This is a genomic window from Pseudomonas sp. R-28-1W-6, from assembly GCF_009799925.1.
GTDB lineage: Bacteria > Pseudomonadota > Gammaproteobacteria > Pseudomonadales > Pseudomonadaceae > Aquipseudomonas.
Map to the genome: position 1 here is coordinate 23,464 of NZ_WELK01000013.1, position 18,518 is coordinate 41,981.

Sequence of the window (18,518 nt, forward strand, 5' to 3'; positions counted from 1 at the left end):
ACGGGAGCCCGGGCTCACACTTCGTCGGGGCTGCGCAGGTTGGTGACAGCTATGCGCTGTTCGCGGCGCTGTTCTTTCTGCGAAGGCATTTCGGCACGGTAGATGCCTTGATCGCCCACGACCCAGGACAGCGGACGACGCTCCTTGCCGATTGACTCCTGCAGCAGCATCAAGCCTTGCAGGAACGCTTCGGGGCGGGGCGGGCAGCCGGGAATGTAGACGTCGACCGGAAGGAACTTGTCGACCCCCTGAACCACCGAGTAGATGTCGTACATGCCGCCGGAGTTGGCGCACGAGCCCATGGAAATCACCCACTTGGGCTCCAGCATCTGCTCGTACAGGCGCTGGATGATCGGCGCCATCTTGATGAAGCAGGTACCGGCGATGACCATGAAATCGGCCTGGCGCGGGGACGCACGGATGACTTCCGCGCCGAAGCGCGCGATATCGTGGGGCGCAGTGAAGGCCGTGGTCATTTCCACGTAGCAGCAGGACAGGCCGAAGTTGTACGGCCACAGGGAATTCTTGCGACCCCAGTTCACCGCACCGTTGAGAACATCTTCGAGCTTGCCCATGTAGATGTTCTTGTGGACCTGATCTTCTAGCAGCGGGTCGGAGACAGTCTCCCGCTCGCCGACCGGATACTGCTCGTTAGGCGCATCCGGATCGATCCGAGTAAGTTTGTATTGCATTGCCAAAGCCTCATTGTTTTAGCTTCGCCTGCCGATTGCGACGGCCCTCGGGTGCCCAGTCGAGCGCGCCGATACGCCAAAGATAGACAAGACCTGCCAACAGAATTGCTATGAAAACTGTAGCTTCGATCAGGCCGGCCCAGCCGCTTTCGCGTACCGAGACTGCCCAAGCGAAGAGAAAGAGGGCTTCAACATCGAAGATCACGAAAAGCATCGCGACCAGATAGAACTTTGCCGAGAGGCGTAGGCGGGCCGTGCCGGTGGGCAGCATGCCGGATTCAAAGGGGTCGTTCTTGCTCCGCCCCCAGGCCCGGCTGCCGAGCAGGCTGGAAACGCCGAGCATGAAAGCGATGAGCCCGAACACGCCGAGCAGAAAAATGGCAAAAGCCCAGTTGTGGGACATGGTCGTTACCGCATCAGGCATGCCGGTTCTCCTTGGATAAAGGGACGGCCTTCTATTTATGTGGAGAGCACCCGATCCGGGGGCCCTGCAAAGTATGGGCGCAATTTTATGCGCGCAGGGCAAGGTAAGTAAATTTTTCTGAATAAAAAAATGAACGGATCCGGCGGGGTATCCAGACCCTCCGCGGCTGTAACGCAGGCCCGATCAACCCTGCAGAGCGCTCTACTCCTTTGGTAGTACGCCTAAATTGACGTTTTTTGACTCTGGATTGACGCCTTTGCGAAAGATATCTGTCCGTAATTGTTTACGCGGCACTGTATTAGCCGCCGATCAGGAACAAGTTTTTTGTCTGCAGGATCGTAAAAAAACATTCGGCGCGGGCCCGGATAATTGTAAGTGGGGCAGCGGAAGCCGAGTGTGAGGCTCAAGGTGTCGCCTTTCAGGCGGCCAATCGCCCGGTTGCGATCGTGCCGGCCGGTACCAAGCGGGCGTAATTGGGGCGATCTTGGTGGTGCAGGAGGGCTGGCCCCATATAGATGTTGCCTTGCAGGGCGATGGTAGGGCGCCGGGCGTTGCGGTTGCCCGTGCGGGGTTCCCGCATGGGCGGGTCGCAATTTGGATTCGCTCTGTGTGGGGCACGCCTGGGCGTCTGCGAAGGCCTGCCTGGGCGGATGGTGCGGCTTTAGGCGCTGCACAAAAAACAAACCCCAGCATCGCTGCTGGGGTTTGTCTGGCAACACTCTCGATCAGGGGCGTGGCTCTGTTCGAGAGAACCGGTTCCTGTTAGTGGAACTGGTTCATGGTGTTGTCTTTACCAGAGGCTTTCAGAGCGGCTTCGCCAGCGAAGTACTCTTTGTGGTTGTCGCCGATGTCGGAGCCAGCCATGTTCTGGTGCTTGACGCAGGCGATGCCCTGACGCAGTTCTTCACGCTGCACGCCTTTCACGTAGGCCAGCATGCCCTGGTCTGCAAAGTAACCCTTGGCCAGGTTGTCGGTCGACAGCGCGGCGGTGTGGTAGGTCGGCAGGGTGATCAGGTGGTGGAAGATGCCGGCATGAGCCGAACCGTCGCGCTGGAAGGTGCGGATCTTCTCGTCGGCAACCTGGGCCAGTTCGGTGGCGTCGTACTCGATGCTCATCAGCTTGGCGCGGTCGTAGGCGGAAACGTCTTTGCCTTCGGCAACGAACGCATCGAACACCTGCTGACGGAAGTTCAGGGTCCAGTTGAAGGACGGGCTGTTGTTGTAGACCAGCTTGGCGTTCGGGATGACCTTGCGGATCTCGTTAACCATGGCGGCGATCTGGCCAACGTGCGGCTTCTCGGTTTCGATCCACAGCAGGTCGGCGCCGTTCTGCAGCGAGGTGATGCAGTCCAGTACGCAACGAGCTTCGCCGGTGCCAGCGCGGAACTGGAACAGGTTGGACGGCAGGCGCTTCGGACGCAGCAGCTTGCCTTCGCGGTTCAGAACCACGTCGCCGTTCTTCAGTTCGGCGGCGGAAACTTCTTCGCAATCCAGGAAGGAGTTGTACTGGTCGCCCAGGTCGCCCGGAGCGTTGGTTACGGCGATCTGCTTGGTCAGGCCGGCACCCAGGGAGTCGGTACGAGCAACGATCACGCCGTTGTCGATGCCCAGTTCCAGGAAGGCGTAGCGAACGGCAGCGATCTTGGCGAGGAAGTCAGCGTGCGGCACGGTGACTTTGCCGTCCTGGTGGCCGCACTGTTTCTCGTCGGAAACCTGGTTTTCGATCTGGATGCAGCAAGCGCCTGCTTCGATCATGCGCTTGGCCAGCAGGTAGGTGGCTTCCGGGTTACCGAAGCCAGCGTCGATGTCGGCGATGATCGGTACGATATGGGTTTCGTAGTTGTCGATCTGAGCTTGCAGCTCGGCTTCTTTGGCCTTGTCGCCAGCGGCGCGAGCAGCGTCAACTGCGGTGAACAGAAGGTCCAGTTCACGGCTGTCAGCCTGGCGCAGGAAGGTGTACAGCTCTTCGATCAGGTCGGAGACGGCAGTCTTCTCGTGCATCGACTGGTCCGGCAGAGGGCCGAAGTCGGAACGCAGGGCGGCAACCATCCAGCCGGACAGGTACAGGTAGCGCTTGTTGGTGGTCTTCAGGTGCTTCTTGATCGAGATCAGCTTCTGCTGGCCGATGAAGCCGTGCCAGCAACCCAGCGACTGGGTATAGACGGACGAGTCGGCGTCGTACTCGGCCATGTCTTTGCGCATGATGTCGGCGGTGTACTGGGCGATTTCCAGGCCGGTCTTGAAGCGGTTCTGGGCGCGCATGCGGGCCACGGATTCCGGGTTGATAGCGCTCCAGCTGCTGCCTGCGGCTTCTTTCAGGGCGGCAACGGCTTTGATGTCGTTTTGATAAGCTGACATGGTCAATCCTTCAAAGTTTGAGTTTGGTTGAGCACCGACTTCCCACCCAAAACCAACGTGCAAAAAACTTGCTGTTGCGGGCGACACAAAACAGAACGCCGAAATATCGACAGGGACGAGAGCAGAACGCGGAGGAGGGGGTGACGAGACAAGCAGTCCGCAACCGAGTCGTCTGCTGGCTTGCCGGCATGGCTAGCCGGGGCGGGCGTTGACTGGTCAAACGGTCTGGCTGATACGCTGGCTTCCCCGTCCCTCAGGACAACTTTCGTTCCAGTCGCAACCTCGTCGAAACGCCTTGTGGGCTGTTAAAACACGGATCGTTCCGAATGGTGGTACGGAGCCGATCTGGAGACCCCTTGACGGAGCCCCTGGCTAGCGGGAGCGGGGCCATGATGCCTTTCAAACAGGGTTGCGTCAACGAATTTGTAGTGTCCGTGCGTCGCCACTACACGGCCAGCCAGAGCCTTCGCGTCAGTCCAGTGCGTCGACCTTGATGCGCATGCTCATGTCGTTGGCGCCCTGGGTGGAGTGGCGGCGCAGGAAGCCGCTGTCGTCGTTCTGGCTCTGCTCGCTGACCCCGCCGAGGGTGATCCATTCGCCCAGGCGCCCGCTGACGCGGGTGTCGGTGCTCTGCACATCGATCACTCCGGGTTGCGAGCGGTTCATGCGGTCGTTGTTGCTGCTGATGCTGACGTGGACCCTGTCGCCGGTCACGCTGGCGGTGACGTAGAAGCCCTGGGTGACATTGCGGTACTCGGTGTTCTGCGAGATCTGCCCGTAGGGGCCGATGCTGGTGCTGGTCAGCGGCACGCTCTGGCCGACCTGAATCAGCGCCGGATAGCCTTCGGTGGTCTGTACCTGCTGGATGCCACCGTTGCGGCTGTCGGTGGAGCGGCGAATGATGCGCACCTGGTCGCGCCCGTGGACTTCGCCGCGGCCGGCTTCGATCTCGACGTTGCCGGCGCTGGCGGAACCGTTGACGGCATAGCCTTCGCTGTCCTGATAGCCCGATTCGCTGGTGTCGACGCTGATCAGCAGGCGGCGTGGCGCGGTGTCCAGCTGGCTGAGCAGTTCGCGAATCTCCTGGATTTTCTCCGCCGAGGCATTCACCACCAGCTGGTTGCCATAGGCGCTGACCTTGCCCTGGCCGTCGAGTACCGACTGCACCACCGGAATCACCTCGTCGGCGGTGCGGTAGTTCAGCGGCAGCAGTTCGGTGGCGGCCTGCAGCGGCAGACACAGGGCCAGCAGCAGGGTGGCCAGGCAGGTACGCAAGGTCATAGCAGGAAGCTCCGTAGGTCGGGGTCGAGCACGCTGGTGTTCCAGGCCTGGTCGAATTGTGCCTGTTGCTGGCGCACGCGTGCCGGGTCGTTATACCAGGCGTAGCCGGCCCACGCATCGGCCTGCGGGCGCAGGAGCAGGCCGTGCGCATCGGCCAGCAGGTAGGCGCTTTCTTCGCAGGGTAGGTCGGGGTTGAGGCGGCGGATATGCAGGTTGCTGGTCACCCGCCGGCCCAGGTTGAGCAGGCGGTGGCCGAGGCTGACCGGGCTGCCGACATCGCGCAGCAGGATGCGCAGGCGATTTCTCGGGCTGGCCAGGAGCAGGCGGGTGCAGGCCTCCTGCACGCTGCTGTGGTTGTACAGCCAGGGTTCCAGGTCCGGGGTGTACAGGCACAGGCTGTGCCGGCTCTGTTGCAGCAGGGCCAGGGCGTGGGCCTGGGCCTCTTCGGCGCTGGCGAAGCGCTGCAGGCTGGCCTCGCGGCCCAGCTCGAAGGGTGCCGGTTCGCGCCGTTCGGGGCCGGGGATCTCGGGCTGTGGGTTGTGCACGGCGAAACGCCCCGGCGAGTGAAAATCGATGGCCGGCAGGTCGGGCTCGCTTTCGTTCGGCGGGGCGTCTTCTGGGTTCATCGCTACCTCTGGGCGCCGTGGCAGGGGCGCTACTTACAGGCTAGTCGCTATGGCGCACCATCAGTACATGGGGGATGCCGGCCTCCAGGTATTCGGCGCCCTCGCTGTGGAAGCCAAGGCGTTCATAGAATGCCGTGGCGTGCACCTGGGCGCTGAGCTTCTGTTCACGCTGGCCACGTTTTTCCGCTTCGGCGATGGCGGCATGCATCAGCGCGTCGCCGACCTTCAGGCCGCGCCAGTCCTTGAGCACAGAAACCCGGCCGATCTGGCCGTCGGCCAGCAGGCGGGCGGTGCCGATCGGGTAGTCGCCTTCGAGGGCGAGGAAGTGCACGGCCTCGCGGTCTTCGTCATCCCATTCGAGTTCGGCCGGCACGGCCTGTTCGGCGATGAATACCGCTTCGCGGATGCGGCGCAGCTCGGCGTTGTCCTTCTGCCAGCTGGCGAGGCGGACGTGAATGTCATTCATCGGCAAACTCCAGGCTGCCTTGCTTGACCAATTCGCAGAGCAGCTTACGCCCCTCTTCATTGGCGAGCCATTGGCCGAGGTTGTCGGCGTGCAGGGCGTCGGCGGCACAGATCAGGCGCAGCAGGTCCTTCAGCTCGGCCGGCAGCAGGCGGCTCTGGCCGCTGGCGAACAGCACCAGGCCGACATCCACCTCGCTCCAGGCCATGCGCGCGCTGGGGTTGCGCACCAGTACCGCGCCTTGCTCGATGGCGGCGAGGAATTCGTCGTCGTCGACTTCGGTGCCGGCGATCAGTTCCGGGTAGCGTGGCTCGGTCATGAACTGGCCGAACCAGGTCAGCAGCAGGCGCTCGTCGCCCATGTGCTCGGCCAGCAGGGCTTTCAGGCGGTCGAGGGCGTCGCGCTGGATCTGGTGCGGGTCGGCGGTCGGCGCCGTGCCGGCGTCGCTGTAGCGTTCTTCGTCCGGCAGGAACTGGGCGAGGAAGTCGGTGAAGTGGGTCAGCACTTCGGCGGCGCTGGGCGCGCGAAAGCCTACCGAATAGGTCATACAGTCGTCCTCGGCGGTGCCGAAGTGGGCCAGGCGCGGCGGCAGGTAGAGCATGTCGCCAGGCTCCAGCACCCATTCGTCGGTCTGGGCGAAGTCGGCGAGGATGCGCAGGTCGCTGTGTTCCAGCAGGGCGCTGTCGGCGTCGCACATCTGGCCGATGCGCCAGCGGCGCTGGCCGTGGGCCTGCAGGAGGAACACGTCGTAGTTGTCGTAGTGCGGGCCGACGCCGCCGCCGGGCGCGGCGAAGCTGATCATCACGTCGTCGATGCGCCAGCTGGGCAGGAAGTTGAACTGCTTGAGCAGTTCGGCGACTTCCGGAACGAACTGGTCGACGGCCTGCACCAGCAGGGTCCAGTCGTGCTCCGGCAGCTGGCCGAAGGCGTCCTCGGCGAACGGGCCGCGGCGCAGTTCCCAGGGGCGCTCGCCGTGCTCGATGACCAGGCGCGACTCGACTTCTTCTTCCAGGGCCAGACCGGCCAGTTCGTCCGGGCTGATCGGGCTTTCGAAGTCAGGGATGGCCTGGCGGATCAGCAGGGGTTTCTTCTGCCAGTAATCGCGCAGGAATTCACGGGCTGTAAGACCGCCGAGCAGTTGAAGAGGTACATCAGTAGTCATGTGCAAGCCTTTGAAATAAAAACGCCCGGCACAGCCGGGCGTGCAAAAGAGATGCGTCTGTCAGACGCGCTTGGCCTGGGCTACGGCGTTGCCGATGTAGTTGGCCGGGGTCAGTTGCTTGAGTTCTTCCTTGGCGGCGGCCGGCATGTCCAGGCCGTCGATGAAGCTGAGCAGGGCTTGCGGGCTGATGCCCTTGCCGCGGGTCAGCTCCTTGAGCTTCTCGTAGGGGTTCTCGATGGCGTAGCGGCGCATCACGGTCTGGATCGGCTCGGCCAGCACTTCCCAGCAGGCGTCCAGGTCGGCGGCGATGCGTGCCTCGTTCAGCTCCAGCTTGCCGATGCCCTTGAGGCTGGCTTCGTAGGCGATGACGCTGTGGGCGAAGCCGACGCCGAGGTTGCGCAGCACGGTGGAGTCGGTCAGGTCGCGCTGCCAGCGGGAGATCGGCAGCTTGCTGGCCAGGTGCTGGAATAGTGCGTTGGCGATGCCCAGGTTGCCTTCGGAGTTCTCGAAGTCGATCGGGTTGACCTTGTGCGGCATGGTCGAGGAGCCGATTTCGCCGGCCACGGTCTTCTGCTTGAAGTAGCCGAGGGAGATGTAGCCCCAGACGTCGCGGTCGAAGTCGATGAGGATGGTGTTGAAGCGGGCGATGGCGTCGAACAGCTCGGCGATGTAGTCGTGCGGCTCGATCTGGGTGGTGTAGGGGTTGAACTGCAGGCCGAGGTCGCCCTCGATGAACTGCTTGGCGTTGGCTTCCCAGTCGATCTGCGGGTAGGCCGACAGGTGGGCGTTGTAGTTGCCCACGGCGCCGTTGATCTTGCCCAGCAGCGGCACGGCGGCGACCTGGGCGATCTGCCGCTCCAGGCGGTAGACCACGTTGGCCAGTTCCTTGCCCAGGGTGGTCGGCGAAGCCGGCTGGCCGTGGGTGCGCGAGAGCATCGGCACGTCGGCGAACTTGACCGCCAGCTCGCGGATGGCGGCGGCGATCTGCTTCATCAACGGCAGCAGTACGCCGTCGCGGCCTTCGCGCAGCATCAGGGCGTGGGACAGGTTGTTGATGTCCTCGCTGGTGCAGGCGAAGTGGATGAACTCGCTGACCGCGGCCAGTTCCGGCAGCTTGGCGGCCTGTTCCTTGAGCAGGTACTCCACGGCTTTGACGTCGTGGTTGGTGGTGCGCTCGATCTGTTTCACGCGCTCGGCGTGCTCGACGGCGAAGTTGTCCGCCAGCTCGTTGAGGATGGCCTGGGCTTCGGCGGAGAAGGGTGCCACTTCGGCGACGCCTTCGTGGGCGGCCAGGCGCTGCAGCCAGCGGACTTCGACCATGACACGGAAACGGATCAGGCCGTATTCGCTGAAGATCGGGCGCAGGGCGCTGGTTTTGGAGGAGTAACGGCCATCAACGGGGGAAACCGCGGTGAGCGAGGAAAGCTGCATGGAGGCGTTCTCGGACTGTCGGTCAACGAAAAGGGCGCACATCATACATGAAATCGTGGCGCAGGCCGTAGCCTGAAGGTTGCCGTTTGCGCCCTGACCCCGTGTTGGGCAAGAGGAGTTGGGATCAGTTCAGACTGAAGCGTCGCCCTGGATATTCAGGGATTGCCGGGAGGCAGGGCCCCCCCGGCTGCTACGCCTTAGCGGCGCAGTTTGTTGCCCTGGTAGTCGAGTGCCTCTGCGGCCTTCTGCGCCTTGTCCGAGCCCTTGTCGGTGCCATTGACCGACGAACTGGTCATCGCGAAGGTGAAGAGCGCATGAGCCGCGGCATCGGACATCTGGTCCAGCGCCTCGTCACTGTTGTTGGCATAGGTGTCGCAGGCCTGGTGGTAGCAGGGGTCGTACGGCGCTCCGGCGGTTCCACCGTAGATGGCTGCCTGCTCGGCGGTCTTGATGTCCTCGGCGCCAGTGAAGAGACCGCCGGCCGGAATGCCTACGGCGATGAAGGGACCATAGTCGGAGCGGCCATCGAAGGCGGTCGGCTCGACCGGCAATCCCTGTCCGGTAAAGTAGTCGAGGAAGATTTTCTCGATATTGCCGGAACCGTTGGGGCCCGCAGTGCCGGTCGCCGAGCCGTCGCCGTCGTAAACGAAGCGCACGAAGTTGGGCGAGCCGATCATGTCGAAGTTGAGGTTCACTGCGATGTTCTTGATGTCGCGCGCACTTAGGTTGTCGACGTAGGCCTGGGAGCCGTGCAGCCCGGCCTCCTCGGCTCCCCACCAGGCGAAGCGCAGCTGGTTGACGGGTTCGACGCCCATTTCGGCCAGCTGCAGCGCCATTTCGAGCAGTGCTGCCGAGCCGCTGCCGTTGTCATTGATACCGGGGCCTTCCGCCACCGAGTCGAGGTGCGCGCCGACCACCACGACGCGATCGTCGCGCCCTCCAGGTGTCTCGGCAATAAGGTTTTCGGTGCTGCGAAGCTCCGAGATGGCGTCGACCAGGATGCGGGCCACCACGCCCTCGGCCGCCAGCTCCTCGCCGACGGCGAAGGCGGCGCCGACCACCGGTATGCTGACGGACGGTTCACCGAGGGTACCGCTGAAGGCCTCGGTACGATCCGCCTGGCCCTCGTTGAAGATCACCACGCCGCTCGCGCCCGCCGCTTCGGCATTCTGTGCCTTCAGCAAAAAGCTGCAGGTGCCGCGCTGGATGATGGCGATATTGCCGGGCGTGAAGCCGGCAAAGTCCTCCGCCTCGCAGCCGCTGGTCGAGCTGTTGGCCGTGGCGCCTGGGGGCAGCTGCAGGTCGACGCCTTCGGCAGTGCTGGTAACCGCGCCGGCGCTGGAGTATTCCATGGTGAGGAAGCCGGCGACGTCGGAGTAGGGGTATACAGTGGCCACTGGCGCCACTTGTTCGAGCTGTGCCGGTGACAGTTCCTCGAAGTAGGGAAATTCGAAGGGCTGCACCGTCACGTAGTAGCCGGCGGATTCGACCAGCCCCCTGATATGGTCGAGGGAGGCCTGATAGCCCGGTGTCGTCGCGGCGCGCGTACCGCCATTGGCATCGGCGATGGCTTGAAGGTCTAACTGATGCGCGCGCACGCCTTGCGGCGTAATGGCCGCACGGAAGACTTCGGTATCGACCGGGACGGCTGCGGTGCTCTGCTGAGCGGAGAGGAGGGCTGCTGTCAGCAGCGTCAGCTTCATCGTTCTCATGGGGGTGCTCCTGTGTGAAACAAATCTCACCGAAGACAACGCCTTTGAGCACTTCAGTGGCCATGGTCGCCTGGCCGACTGCCATTTCAATTTCATCCATTGCCGTGTCAGGCTGCTTGGGAAGCGTAGAGCAAATCCCGGCAACTGCTAGTAGCGGCGAATGCTGGTTGTCGTTCGTGCAAGTCCACACCTGCGGCGACCGATACCCGGCGTGCTGCTGTCATTCTGGCTCAGGCTGTAGCGGCGTATTGCGGCGAGGATCGGCAATGTTGGTGGCCTGGGGCCGGGATTGGCCGGCATACGGGCATGATTGGCCAACAGGGGCGTTTGCCCTCTGCAAGACCTGTTGCAGTGCTCGAAGGGAAGAGCGAGGTGGCGCGATTGCCCGGCTTGCCATTCAGCCGGCGCGCCGGGGGATCGACAGCAGGCTGGCGGCGAAGATCAGTGCGGCGCCGAGCAGCGAGGTCAGATCGGGCATTTCGCCCCAGCGCAGCCAGGCGATCAGCCCGGCAAAGACGATGGCCAGGTAGGCGATGGGTCCGATGATGCCGGGCGGGGCCAGGGCGTAGGCCTTGGACATGACGATCTGGCTGACGGTGGCCAGCAGGCCGACCACCAGCAGCAGACCCAGGTCGTGGCTGTCCAGTGCCTGCCAGGCCCAGGTCAGCGGGATGGCGGAGATCAGGGTGCTGAACAGGGCGAAGTAGAAGACGATGCGGAAGGCCGGTTCGGTGTCGCTCATCTCGCGGATCGAGACGAAGGCGAAGGCGGCCAGGATGCTGGCGGCCAGGCCTACCAGCGCCTGGCTGTCGAGCAGCGCCTGGCTGGGCTTGGCCACCAGCAGCACGCCGAGCAGGCCGATGCCGGTGGTCAGCAGCATGCGCCGGGTCAGCGGCTCCTTCAGCCACCACCAGGCAATCACGGGTGTAAATACCGGCGCCGAGTAGGTGAACAGCATGGCGTCGGCCAGCGGCAGGTGGGCGATGGCGTAGAAGAAGCAGTACATCGCCGCCAGGCCGTAGGTGGTGCGCCACAGGTGGGACTTCAGACGGGTGGTTTTGAGCGGCCGGGGGCCCTTGAGCAGCACCAGCGGCAGGAAGAACAGCACGCCGACCAGGTTGCGGAAGAACACCACCGACTCGTTGTTGACGCTGAGCGAGACCTCGCGGATGCCGACGCCCATCAGCGAGAACAGCAATGCGGAAAGCGCCAGCAGCAGGGCGCCCTGGGCGGGCTTGCTGCTGCGCGAGGGTGGATTCATGTCAGCCGCGCAGCAGCGGGTAGAGTTCCTTGAGCAGCTTGCGGCGGCCGAGCACCAGTTGCCAGCGGCTACCGCCGAGCTGGCGCCACAGGCGCGCCGAGCGGATGCCGGTGAGCAGCAGGGCGCGGATCTTCGCCGCGTTGCCGGCCTGCTGCAGGAAGCGCATGTCGCCCTGCACCTGGATGCGCTGACGGAAGGTGCTGATGGTGTCCTGGTATAGGGCGCCGCAGGAGGAAATCACGTTCTCGTGGGTCAGGCCGAAGTGACCGACCTGTTGCTGGATCTGGTCCAGTCGGCTGCCGATCACCTGCAGCAGGTCGTCGCGCTTGGCCAGTTGGCGCTCCAGGCCGAGCAGGGCCAGGGCATAGCGGAGCGGCTCGCGCTGCAGGCTCGCCGGGTTGCGTTCCAGGGCACTGGCCAGGGCCTTGTAACCCTCGCGCAGGTTGAGATCGTCGCCGCCGTAGACTTCCAGGGTGTTCTTCGGGTCGCGTACCAGCAGGCTGCCGAGCAGACAGCTGATGTCGGCTTCACTGGCCTGGCCGGTGCGCGCGATCTTGTCCACCAGGGTGGTGGCTTCGAAGACGGCGGCGAGGGCGGTCAACTGCTCCTGAATCGGGCTCATGCCAGGCTGGCTCCGGCAAACCAGGGTTCGGCACTTTCGATCACGCCGCCGCCGAGGCAGACCTCGCCATCGTAGAACACAACGGACTGGCCGGGGGTGACGGCGCGCTGTGGTTCGGCGAACACGGCGCGGTAGCCGTTCGCGGTCTGTTCCAGGGTGCAGGTCTGGTCGCTCTGCCGGTAGCGCACCTTGGCGGTGAGCTGGCGCGGGCCGCTCAGGTCGACCGGGTTGACCCAGTAGATTTCCGAGGCGAGCAGGGCACGGCTGAACAGCCAGGGGTGTTCGTTGCCCTGGCCGACCAGCAGCACGTTGCGCTTCAGGTCCTTGGCCAGCACGTACCAAGGTTCGTCACCGGCGTCCTTGAGGCCGCCGATGCCGAGGCCCTGGCGCTGGCCTATGGTGTGGTACATCAGGCCGTGGTGGCGGCCGATCACTTCACCCTCGATGGTCTCGATGTCGCCCGGCTGGGCGGGCAGGTACTGTTTGAGGAAGTCGCTGAAGCGCCGTTCGCCGATGAAGCAGATGCCGGTGGAGTCCTTCTTCTTGGCAGTGGCCAGCTCGTATTTCTCGGCGATGGCGCGCACCTGGGGTTTCTCCAGTTCGCCGACCGGGAACAGGGTGCGGCCGATCTGCTCGCCGCCGACGGCGTGCAGGAAGTAGCTCTGATCCTTGTTCGGGTCGAGGCCCTTGAGCAGCTCGCTGCGGCCGTCGCTATCGCGGCGGCGCACGTAGTGGCCGGTGGCGATCAGGTCGGCGCCCAGGCTCAGGGCGTACTCGAGGAAGGCTTTGAACTTGATCTCGCGGTTGCACAGGATGTCCGGGTTCGGCGTGCGTCCGGCCTTGTATTCGGCGAGGAAGTGCTCGAACACGTTGTCCCAGTATTCGGCGGCGAAGTTGGCGGTGTGCAGCTTGATGCCGATCTTGTCGCACACGGCCTGGGCGTCGGCCAGGTCGTCCATGGCGGTGCAGTATTCCGTGCCATCGTCCTCTTCCCAGTTCTTCATGAACAGGCCTTCCACCTGGTAACCCTGTTCGAGCAGCAGGAGAGCGGACACGGAAGAGTCCACGCCGCCGGACATGCCGACGATTACGCGTTGTTGGGCGGGGGCGGTGGTGGTGCTGGACATAGGAATCGTGGGTGGTGACTGCAGGAGGGCGCGATTCTAGCAGGCGCGGGCGCCCGGCGGCGAATCAGGCCGGATCGCGGATCAGGCTGAGCGGGAAGTGTTCGCCGGCCAGGTAGTCGTCGATACAGCGCAGCACCAGCTGGCTGCGCCAGCGCTCGGGTTGCTCGGCCAGTTCTTCGCGGGTCAGCCAGCGCGGACCGATGATGCCGTCGTCCAGCGGGCTGTCCGCCAGATGGCGCATTGGCTTGGCGGCGAAACACACGCGCTGGTAAGTCACGCCGTTGCTTGGGGCGGTGTAGAGGTAGATACCGGTGACGGCGGTCAGCTCGACCTGCCAGCCGGTTTCTTCCAGGGTTTCGCGCAAAGCGGCGTCGATGAGACTTTCGTCGGCTTCCAGATGACCGGCAGGCTGGTTTAATACCACCTGGCCGCCAGCCAGCTCTTCGACCAGGAGGAAGCGCCCCTGGTCTTCTACGACGGTCGCCACCGTAACGTGGGGAGTAAAGCGCATATGCACCTCCGCAAATAGGGCGTCGGATGGTAGCGGCAGATTCTGCCAGCGACCAGATCCGCGCATTCCGCAGGCGAGCTGCTAGGATAAAAGTCGGTTGCAATTGCGAGCTTATGTAGTGCCGCCTGTAGTTTGACTACAAGAAGTGCTGCGAGGCAGCATTGGCGCAGCTCTCGTAGCCGCAATGCGGTAAGGAAATGTCGAAAAGTGCGTGACTTTCTGTAGAAAAACTACAAGAATGTGTCGCCTTTCCGAGACCCAAAGTTCCATTCGCCACGCCATCCGCGTGGCGGAATGTCAGACCACGAAAACAACGGAGTCAAGCATGGGATACCAGAAGATCCAGGTGCCAGCGACCGGTGACAAAATCACCGTCAACGCCGACATGTCCCTGAACGTACCGAACAACCCGATCATCCCGTTCATCGAGGGTGATGGCATCGGCGTCGACATCAGCCCGGTGATGATCAAGGTCGTCGATGCGGCCGTCGAAAAAGCCTACGGCGGCGCGCGCAAGATTTCCTGGATGGAAGTCTACGCCGGCGAGAAGGCCACCCAGGTCTACGACCAGGACACCTGGCTGCCGAAAGAAACCCTGGAAGCCGTACGTGACTACGTTGTTTCCATCAAGGGCCCGCTGACCACTCCGGTCGGTGGCGGCATCCGCTCGCTGAACGTGGCCCTGCGCCAGGAGCTGGATCTGTATGTCTGCCTGCGCCCGGTGCGCTGGTTCGAAGGCGTGCCGAGCCCGGTGAAGAAGCCTGGCGATGTCGACATGACCATCTTCCGTGAAAACTCCGAAGACATTTATGCCGGTATCGAGTGGAAGGCCGGTTCGCCCGAGGCGAACAAGGTCATCAAGTTCCTGAAGGAAGAAATGGGCGTCACCAAGATCCGTTTCGACCAGGACTGCGGTATCGGCGTCAAGCCGGTTTCCAAGGAAGGCACCAAGCGCCTGGCGCGCAAGGCTCTGCAGTACGCTGTCGACAACGACCGTGACTCGCTGACCATCGTGCACAAAGGCAACATCATGAAGTTCACCGAAGGTGCCTTCAAGGATTGGAGCTACGAAGTCGCACGTGACGAGTTCGGCGCCGAGCTGCTGGATGGCGGCCCGTGGATGCAGTTCAAGAACCCGAAGACCGGCAAGAACATCGTGGTCAAGGACGCCATCGCCGACGCCATGCTGCAGCAGATCCTGCTGCGTCCGGCCGAGTACGACGTGATCGCCACCCTGAACCTGAACGGTGACTACCTGTCCGACGCCCTGGCGGCCGAAGTGGGCGGTATCGGTATCGCGCCGGGGGCCAACCTGTCCGATACCATCGCCATGTTCGAAGCGACCCATGGTACTGCGCCGAAGTACGCCGGTCTGGACAAGGTCAACCCGGGCTCGCTGATCCTCTCCGCCGAGATGATGCTGCGCCACATGGGCTGGACCGAAGCGGCCGACCTGATCATCAAGGGCACCAACGGTGCCATCGCCGCGAAGACCGTGACCTACGACTTCGAGCGTCTGATGGAAGGTGCTGAGCTGCTGTCCTGCTCGCAGTTCGGTGATGCCATGATCGCCAAGATGTAAGGCGACCAGCGGCAACAAAAAAAGGCCGGTCATATGACCGGCCTTTTTTATTCCAGGCTTTTTATCAGGCTTCTACCGGTACGCTCTGTGGCGAGCTGGTGGTCGCCGGCGTTTCACTGGTAGCCTGAGCGGCGCTGATATTCACGGCGTGCAGGCCCTTGGGGCCTTGCAGAATATCGAAGCTCACCGGTTGGCCGGCCTTGAGAGTCTTGTAACCGTCCATCTGGATGGCCGAGTAGTGGGCGAACAGGTCCTCATCTCGGCCGTCGGCCACGATGAACCCGTAGCCCTTGGCGTTGTTGAACCACTTGACCTTACCGCTAAGCATGCTGACATCCCTCTGCAAAGGACTCCATCTCTGGAGTATCATCCACTTCAGTTCCGCGCATGCAATCAACCGGGCTGGGCGAGTGCGCGGAACCCCGATACCCGAGACGGGTACTAACTGTTTGTAACACCCTTTTGCCGTTAGTCAAGGCGCTTCGGCAGCTGGCTGAGAAGCCGGTCATAAACCTGTCTAGCATCCCTGTTCGCTCAGCCACGAAGCATTCAATTTCGCATGCATGCAAGTAGCCAGATTCGTCTAACATTCAATCAGGATCGTCCCGCAACGCGCGAGGACGAGGGTTCCGGTCTGGCTGTTCAGGAAGCCAAGCCGTCGCTGCAGGCGCCGCCGATGTACAAGGTGCTGCTGTTCAACGACGACTACACGCCGATGGACTTCGTGGTCGAGGTGTTGGAGTTGTTCTTCAACCACAACCGCGAGCTGGCCACCAAGATCATGCTGACCGTCCATACAGAGGGGCGGGCAATCTGCGGTCTGTATACCCGCGATATCGCAGAAACCAAGGCCATGCAGGTCAACCAGTACGCCCGGGAAAGCCAGCATCCGCTACTCTGTGAGATAGAGAAGGACGGTTAATACCGGCCGCTTGGGTAAGAGGTGAAGCTATGTTGAATCGAGAGCTGGAAGTCACCCTCAATCTGGCCTTCAAGGAGGCACGCGGCAAGCGACATGAATTCATGACGGTAGAGCACCTGCTGCTCGCCCTGCTGGATAACGAGGCTGCCGCCACCGTGCTGCGTGCGTGCGGCGCCAATCTGGACAAACTGCGTCACGATCTGCAGGAGTTCATCGACTCCACCACGCCGCTGATTCCCCAGCACGACGAAGAGCGCGAAACCCAGCCGACCCTGGGCTTCCAGCGCGTACTACAGCGTGCGGTCTTCCATGTGCAGAGTTCGGGCAAGCGCGAAGTGACCGGTGCCAACGTGCTGGTGGCGATCTTCAGCGAGCAGGAAAGCCAGGCCGTGTTTCTGCTCAAGCAGCAGAGCGTGGCGCGCATCGACGTGGTCAACTACATCGCCCATGGCATCTCCAAGGTGCCGGGGCATGCGGATCATTCCGACAGCGAACAGGAAATGCAGGACGACGAGAGTGGCGATTCGCCCACCTCGAGCAATCCGCTGGATGCCTACGCCAGCAATCTGAACGAGCTGTCCCGCCAGGGGCGTATCGATCCGTTGGTCGGCCGCGAGCAGGAAGTCGAGCGCGTGGCGCAGATCCTCGCGCGGCGGCGCAAGAACAACCCGCTGCTGGTCGGCGAGGCCGGGGTGGGCAAGACCGCCATCGCCGAGGGGCTGGCCAAGCGCATCGTCGATGGTCAGGTGCCGGACCTGCTGTCCGGTAGCGTGGTGTATTCCCTCGATCTCGGCGCGCTGCTGGCGGGCACCAAGTACCGCGGTGACTTCGAGAAGCGCTTCAAGGCCTTGCTTAACGAGTTGCGCAAGCGCCCGCAGGCGATCCTGTTCATCGACGAGATCCACACCATCATCGGAGCCGGGGCGGCGTCGGGCGGGGTGATGGATGCGTCCAACCTGCTCAAGCCGCTGCTGTCGTCGGGCGAGATCCGCTGCATCGGCTCCACCACCTTCCAGGAATTCCGTGGCATCTTCGAGAAGGACCGTGCCCTGGCCCGACGCTTCCAGAAGGTCGATGTCAGCGAGCCGTCGGTCGAGGATACCGTGGGCATCCTGCGCGGGCTCAGGGCGCGCTTCGAACAGCATCACCATATCGAGTACAGCGACGAGGCTCTGCGTGCGGCTGCCGAGCTGGCGGCGCGCTACATCAATGACCGGCACATGCCGGACAAGGCCATCGACGTGATCGACGAGGCGGGTGCCTACCAGCGCCTGCAGCCGGAAGAGAAGCGCGCCAAGCGCATCGAGGTCGCCCAGGTCGAAGACATTGTCGCCAAGATCGCGCGGATTCCCCCGAAGCACGTCACCAGTTCCGACAAGGAGCTGCTGCGCAACCTGGAACGCGACCTCAAGCTGACCGTGTTCGGCCAGGATGCGGCGATCGACTCCCTGGCGACCGCGATCAAGCTGTCGCGTGCCGGCCTCAAGGCGCCGGACAAGCCGGTAGGCTCCTTCCTGTTCGCCGGGCCGACCGGTGTCGGCAAGACCGAGGCCGCTCGTCAGCTGGCCAAGGCCATGGGCATCGAGCTGGTGCGTTTCGACATGTCCGAGTACATGGAACGGCACACCGTGTCGCGCCTGATCGGTGCGCCGCCCGGTTACGTCGGGTTCGACCAGGGCGGTCTGCTGACCGAGGCGATCACCAAGCAGCCGCATTGCGTGCTGCTGCTCGACGAGATCGAGAAAGCCCATCCGGAAGTCTTCAACCTGTTGCTGCAGGTGATGGACCACGGCACCCTGACCGACAACAACGGGCGCAAGGCGGACTTCCGCAACGTGATCCTGATCATGACCACCAACGCCGGGGCGGAAACCGCGGCGCGGGCCTCTATCGGCTTCACCTATCAGGACCACTCGTCCGATGCCATGGAAGTGATCAAGAAGAGCTTCACTCCGGAGTTCCGCAATCGTCTGGATACCATCATCCAGTTCGGTCGCCTGAGTCACGAGGTGATCAAGAGCATCGTCGACAAGTTCCTCACCGAGCTGCAGGCGCAACTCGAGGACAAGCACGTGCTGCTGGAAGTCAGTGATGCGGCGCGTGGCTGGCTGGCCGAGAAGGGTTATGACGTGGCGATGGGGGCAAGGCCGATGGCGCGCCTGATCCAGGACAAGATCAAGCGTCCGCTGGCGGAGGAAATCCTCTTCGGCGAACTGGCCGAGCATGGCGGTGTGGTGCACATCGACCTGGTTGGCGACGAGCTGCGTTTCGAGTTCGAGACCACGGCAGAGCCGGCCTGATCGGAAAAAGAGGCAAACGAAAACGCCCGGCAGTGCCGGGCGTT

17 protein-coding genes are annotated in these 18,518 nt (G+C 63.1%); 3 read left to right on the top strand and 14 right to left on the bottom strand.

Translation table 11 applies throughout. The features are described from left to right. Nucleotides 1-14: 14 nt before the first annotated feature. The 13 genes from F3I62_RS18075 to F3I62_RS18135 form a co-directional block, all read right to left on the bottom strand. Nucleotides 15-692 (bottom strand): NADH-quinone oxidoreductase subunit B family protein, encoded by a 678-nt coding sequence (locus tag F3I62_RS18075; protein WP_160491040.1) that lies wholly within the window; start codon nt 690-692, stop codon nt 15-17. Between the two features lie 10 nt (nt 693-702). Further along, nucleotides 703-1,116 (bottom strand): NADH-quinone oxidoreductase subunit A, encoded by a 414-nt coding sequence (locus tag F3I62_RS18080; protein ID WP_160080833.1) that lies wholly within the window; start codon nt 1,114-1,116, stop codon nt 703-705. Between the two features lie 762 nt (nt 1,117-1,878). Further along, a complete protein-coding gene (locus F3I62_RS18085) occupies nt 1,879-3,474 on the bottom strand; it encodes an isocitrate lyase (protein WP_160080831.1) in 1,596 nt (531 codons plus the stop codon). Nucleotides 3,475-3,945: 471 nt separating this feature from the next. Beyond that, nucleotides 3,946-4,755, bottom strand: coding sequence for a secretin N-terminal domain-containing protein (locus F3I62_RS18090; RefSeq protein WP_160491041.1), 810 nt, complete (start codon nt 4,753-4,755; stop codon nt 3,946-3,948). After that, complete coding sequence (locus F3I62_RS18095) at nt 4,752-5,381, bottom strand: histone acetyltransferase HPA2 (protein WP_160491042.1); 630 nt, start codon at nt 5,379-5,381, stop codon at nt 4,752-4,754. Before F3I62_RS18095 ends, F3I62_RS18090 begins: the two co-directional genes overlap by 4 nt. Before the next feature lie 40 nt (nt 5,382-5,421). Then, nucleotides 5,422-5,847, bottom strand: a complete 426-nt coding sequence (locus F3I62_RS18100) for a GNAT family N-acetyltransferase (RefSeq protein WP_160491043.1) — start codon at nt 5,845-5,847, stop codon at nt 5,422-5,424. After that, on the bottom strand, nt 5,840-7,006 hold the full coding sequence (locus F3I62_RS18105) for a cupin domain-containing protein (RefSeq protein ID WP_160491044.1): 1,167 nt from the start codon (nt 7,004-7,006) through the stop codon (nt 5,840-5,842). The genes F3I62_RS18100 and F3I62_RS18105 overlap by 8 nt, the downstream gene beginning before the upstream one ends. A gap of 60 nt (nt 7,007-7,066) precedes the next feature. After that, on the bottom strand, nt 7,067-8,437 hold the full coding sequence (gene purB, locus F3I62_RS18110; protein WP_160491045.1) for an adenylosuccinate lyase: 1,371 nt from the start codon (nt 8,435-8,437) through the stop codon (nt 7,067-7,069). Between the two features lie 197 nt (nt 8,438-8,634). After that, nucleotides 8,635-10,149: a M28 family metallopeptidase gene (locus F3I62_RS18115; RefSeq protein WP_178122533.1), complete on the bottom strand. Its 1,515-nt coding sequence runs from the start codon at nt 10,147-10,149 to the stop codon at nt 8,635-8,637. A gap of 397 nt (nt 10,150-10,546) precedes the next feature. Then, nucleotides 10,547-11,410, bottom strand: coding sequence for a DMT family transporter (locus F3I62_RS18120; protein WP_160491046.1), 864 nt, complete (start codon nt 11,408-11,410; stop codon nt 10,547-10,549). Between the two features lies 1 nt (nt 11,411). Then, nucleotides 11,412-12,032, bottom strand: a complete 621-nt coding sequence (gene hflD, locus F3I62_RS18125; protein ID WP_160491047.1) for a high frequency lysogenization protein HflD — start codon at nt 12,030-12,032, stop codon at nt 11,412-11,414. Beyond that, nucleotides 12,029-13,159 (bottom strand): tRNA 2-thiouridine(34) synthase MnmA, encoded by a 1,131-nt coding sequence (gene mnmA / locus F3I62_RS18130; RefSeq protein WP_160491048.1) that lies wholly within the window; start codon nt 13,157-13,159, stop codon nt 12,029-12,031. The genes hflD and mnmA overlap by 4 nt, the downstream gene beginning before the upstream one ends. A 64-nt stretch (nt 13,160-13,223) precedes the next feature. Then, complete coding sequence (locus tag F3I62_RS18135) at nt 13,224-13,670, bottom strand: NUDIX hydrolase (RefSeq protein WP_160491049.1); 447 nt, start codon at nt 13,668-13,670, stop codon at nt 13,224-13,226. Nucleotides 13,671-13,995: 325 nt separating this feature from the next. Here F3I62_RS18135 and icd point away from each other — a divergent pair, with 325 nt between their 5' ends. Beyond that, nucleotides 13,996-15,252 (top strand): NADP-dependent isocitrate dehydrogenase, encoded by a 1,257-nt coding sequence (gene icd, locus F3I62_RS18140; RefSeq protein WP_160491050.1) that lies wholly within the window; start codon nt 13,996-13,998, stop codon nt 15,250-15,252. A gap of 64 nt (nt 15,253-15,316) precedes the next feature. Here icd and cspD read toward each other — a convergent pair whose 3' ends face one another. Next, nucleotides 15,317-15,580, bottom strand: a complete 264-nt coding sequence (gene cspD / locus F3I62_RS18145) for a cold shock domain-containing protein CspD (protein WP_160491051.1) — start codon at nt 15,578-15,580, stop codon at nt 15,317-15,319. A 231-nt stretch (nt 15,581-15,811) separates the two neighbouring features. On the opposite strand from cspD, the gene clpS reads away from it, so the two are divergent. After that, on the top strand, nt 15,812-16,174 hold the full coding sequence (gene clpS, locus F3I62_RS18150) for an ATP-dependent Clp protease adapter ClpS (RefSeq protein WP_160491052.1): 363 nt from the start codon (nt 15,812-15,814) through the stop codon (nt 16,172-16,174). A gap of 29 nt (nt 16,175-16,203) precedes the next feature. Then, nucleotides 16,204-18,474 carry an ATP-dependent Clp protease ATP-binding subunit ClpA gene (clpA, locus tag F3I62_RS18155; RefSeq protein WP_160491053.1) on the top strand — a complete coding sequence of 757 codons (2,271 nt, stop codon included), beginning with the start codon at nt 16,204-16,206 and terminating at the stop codon, nt 18,472-18,474. The last annotated feature ends 44 nt before the right edge of the window (nt 18,475-18,518 follow it).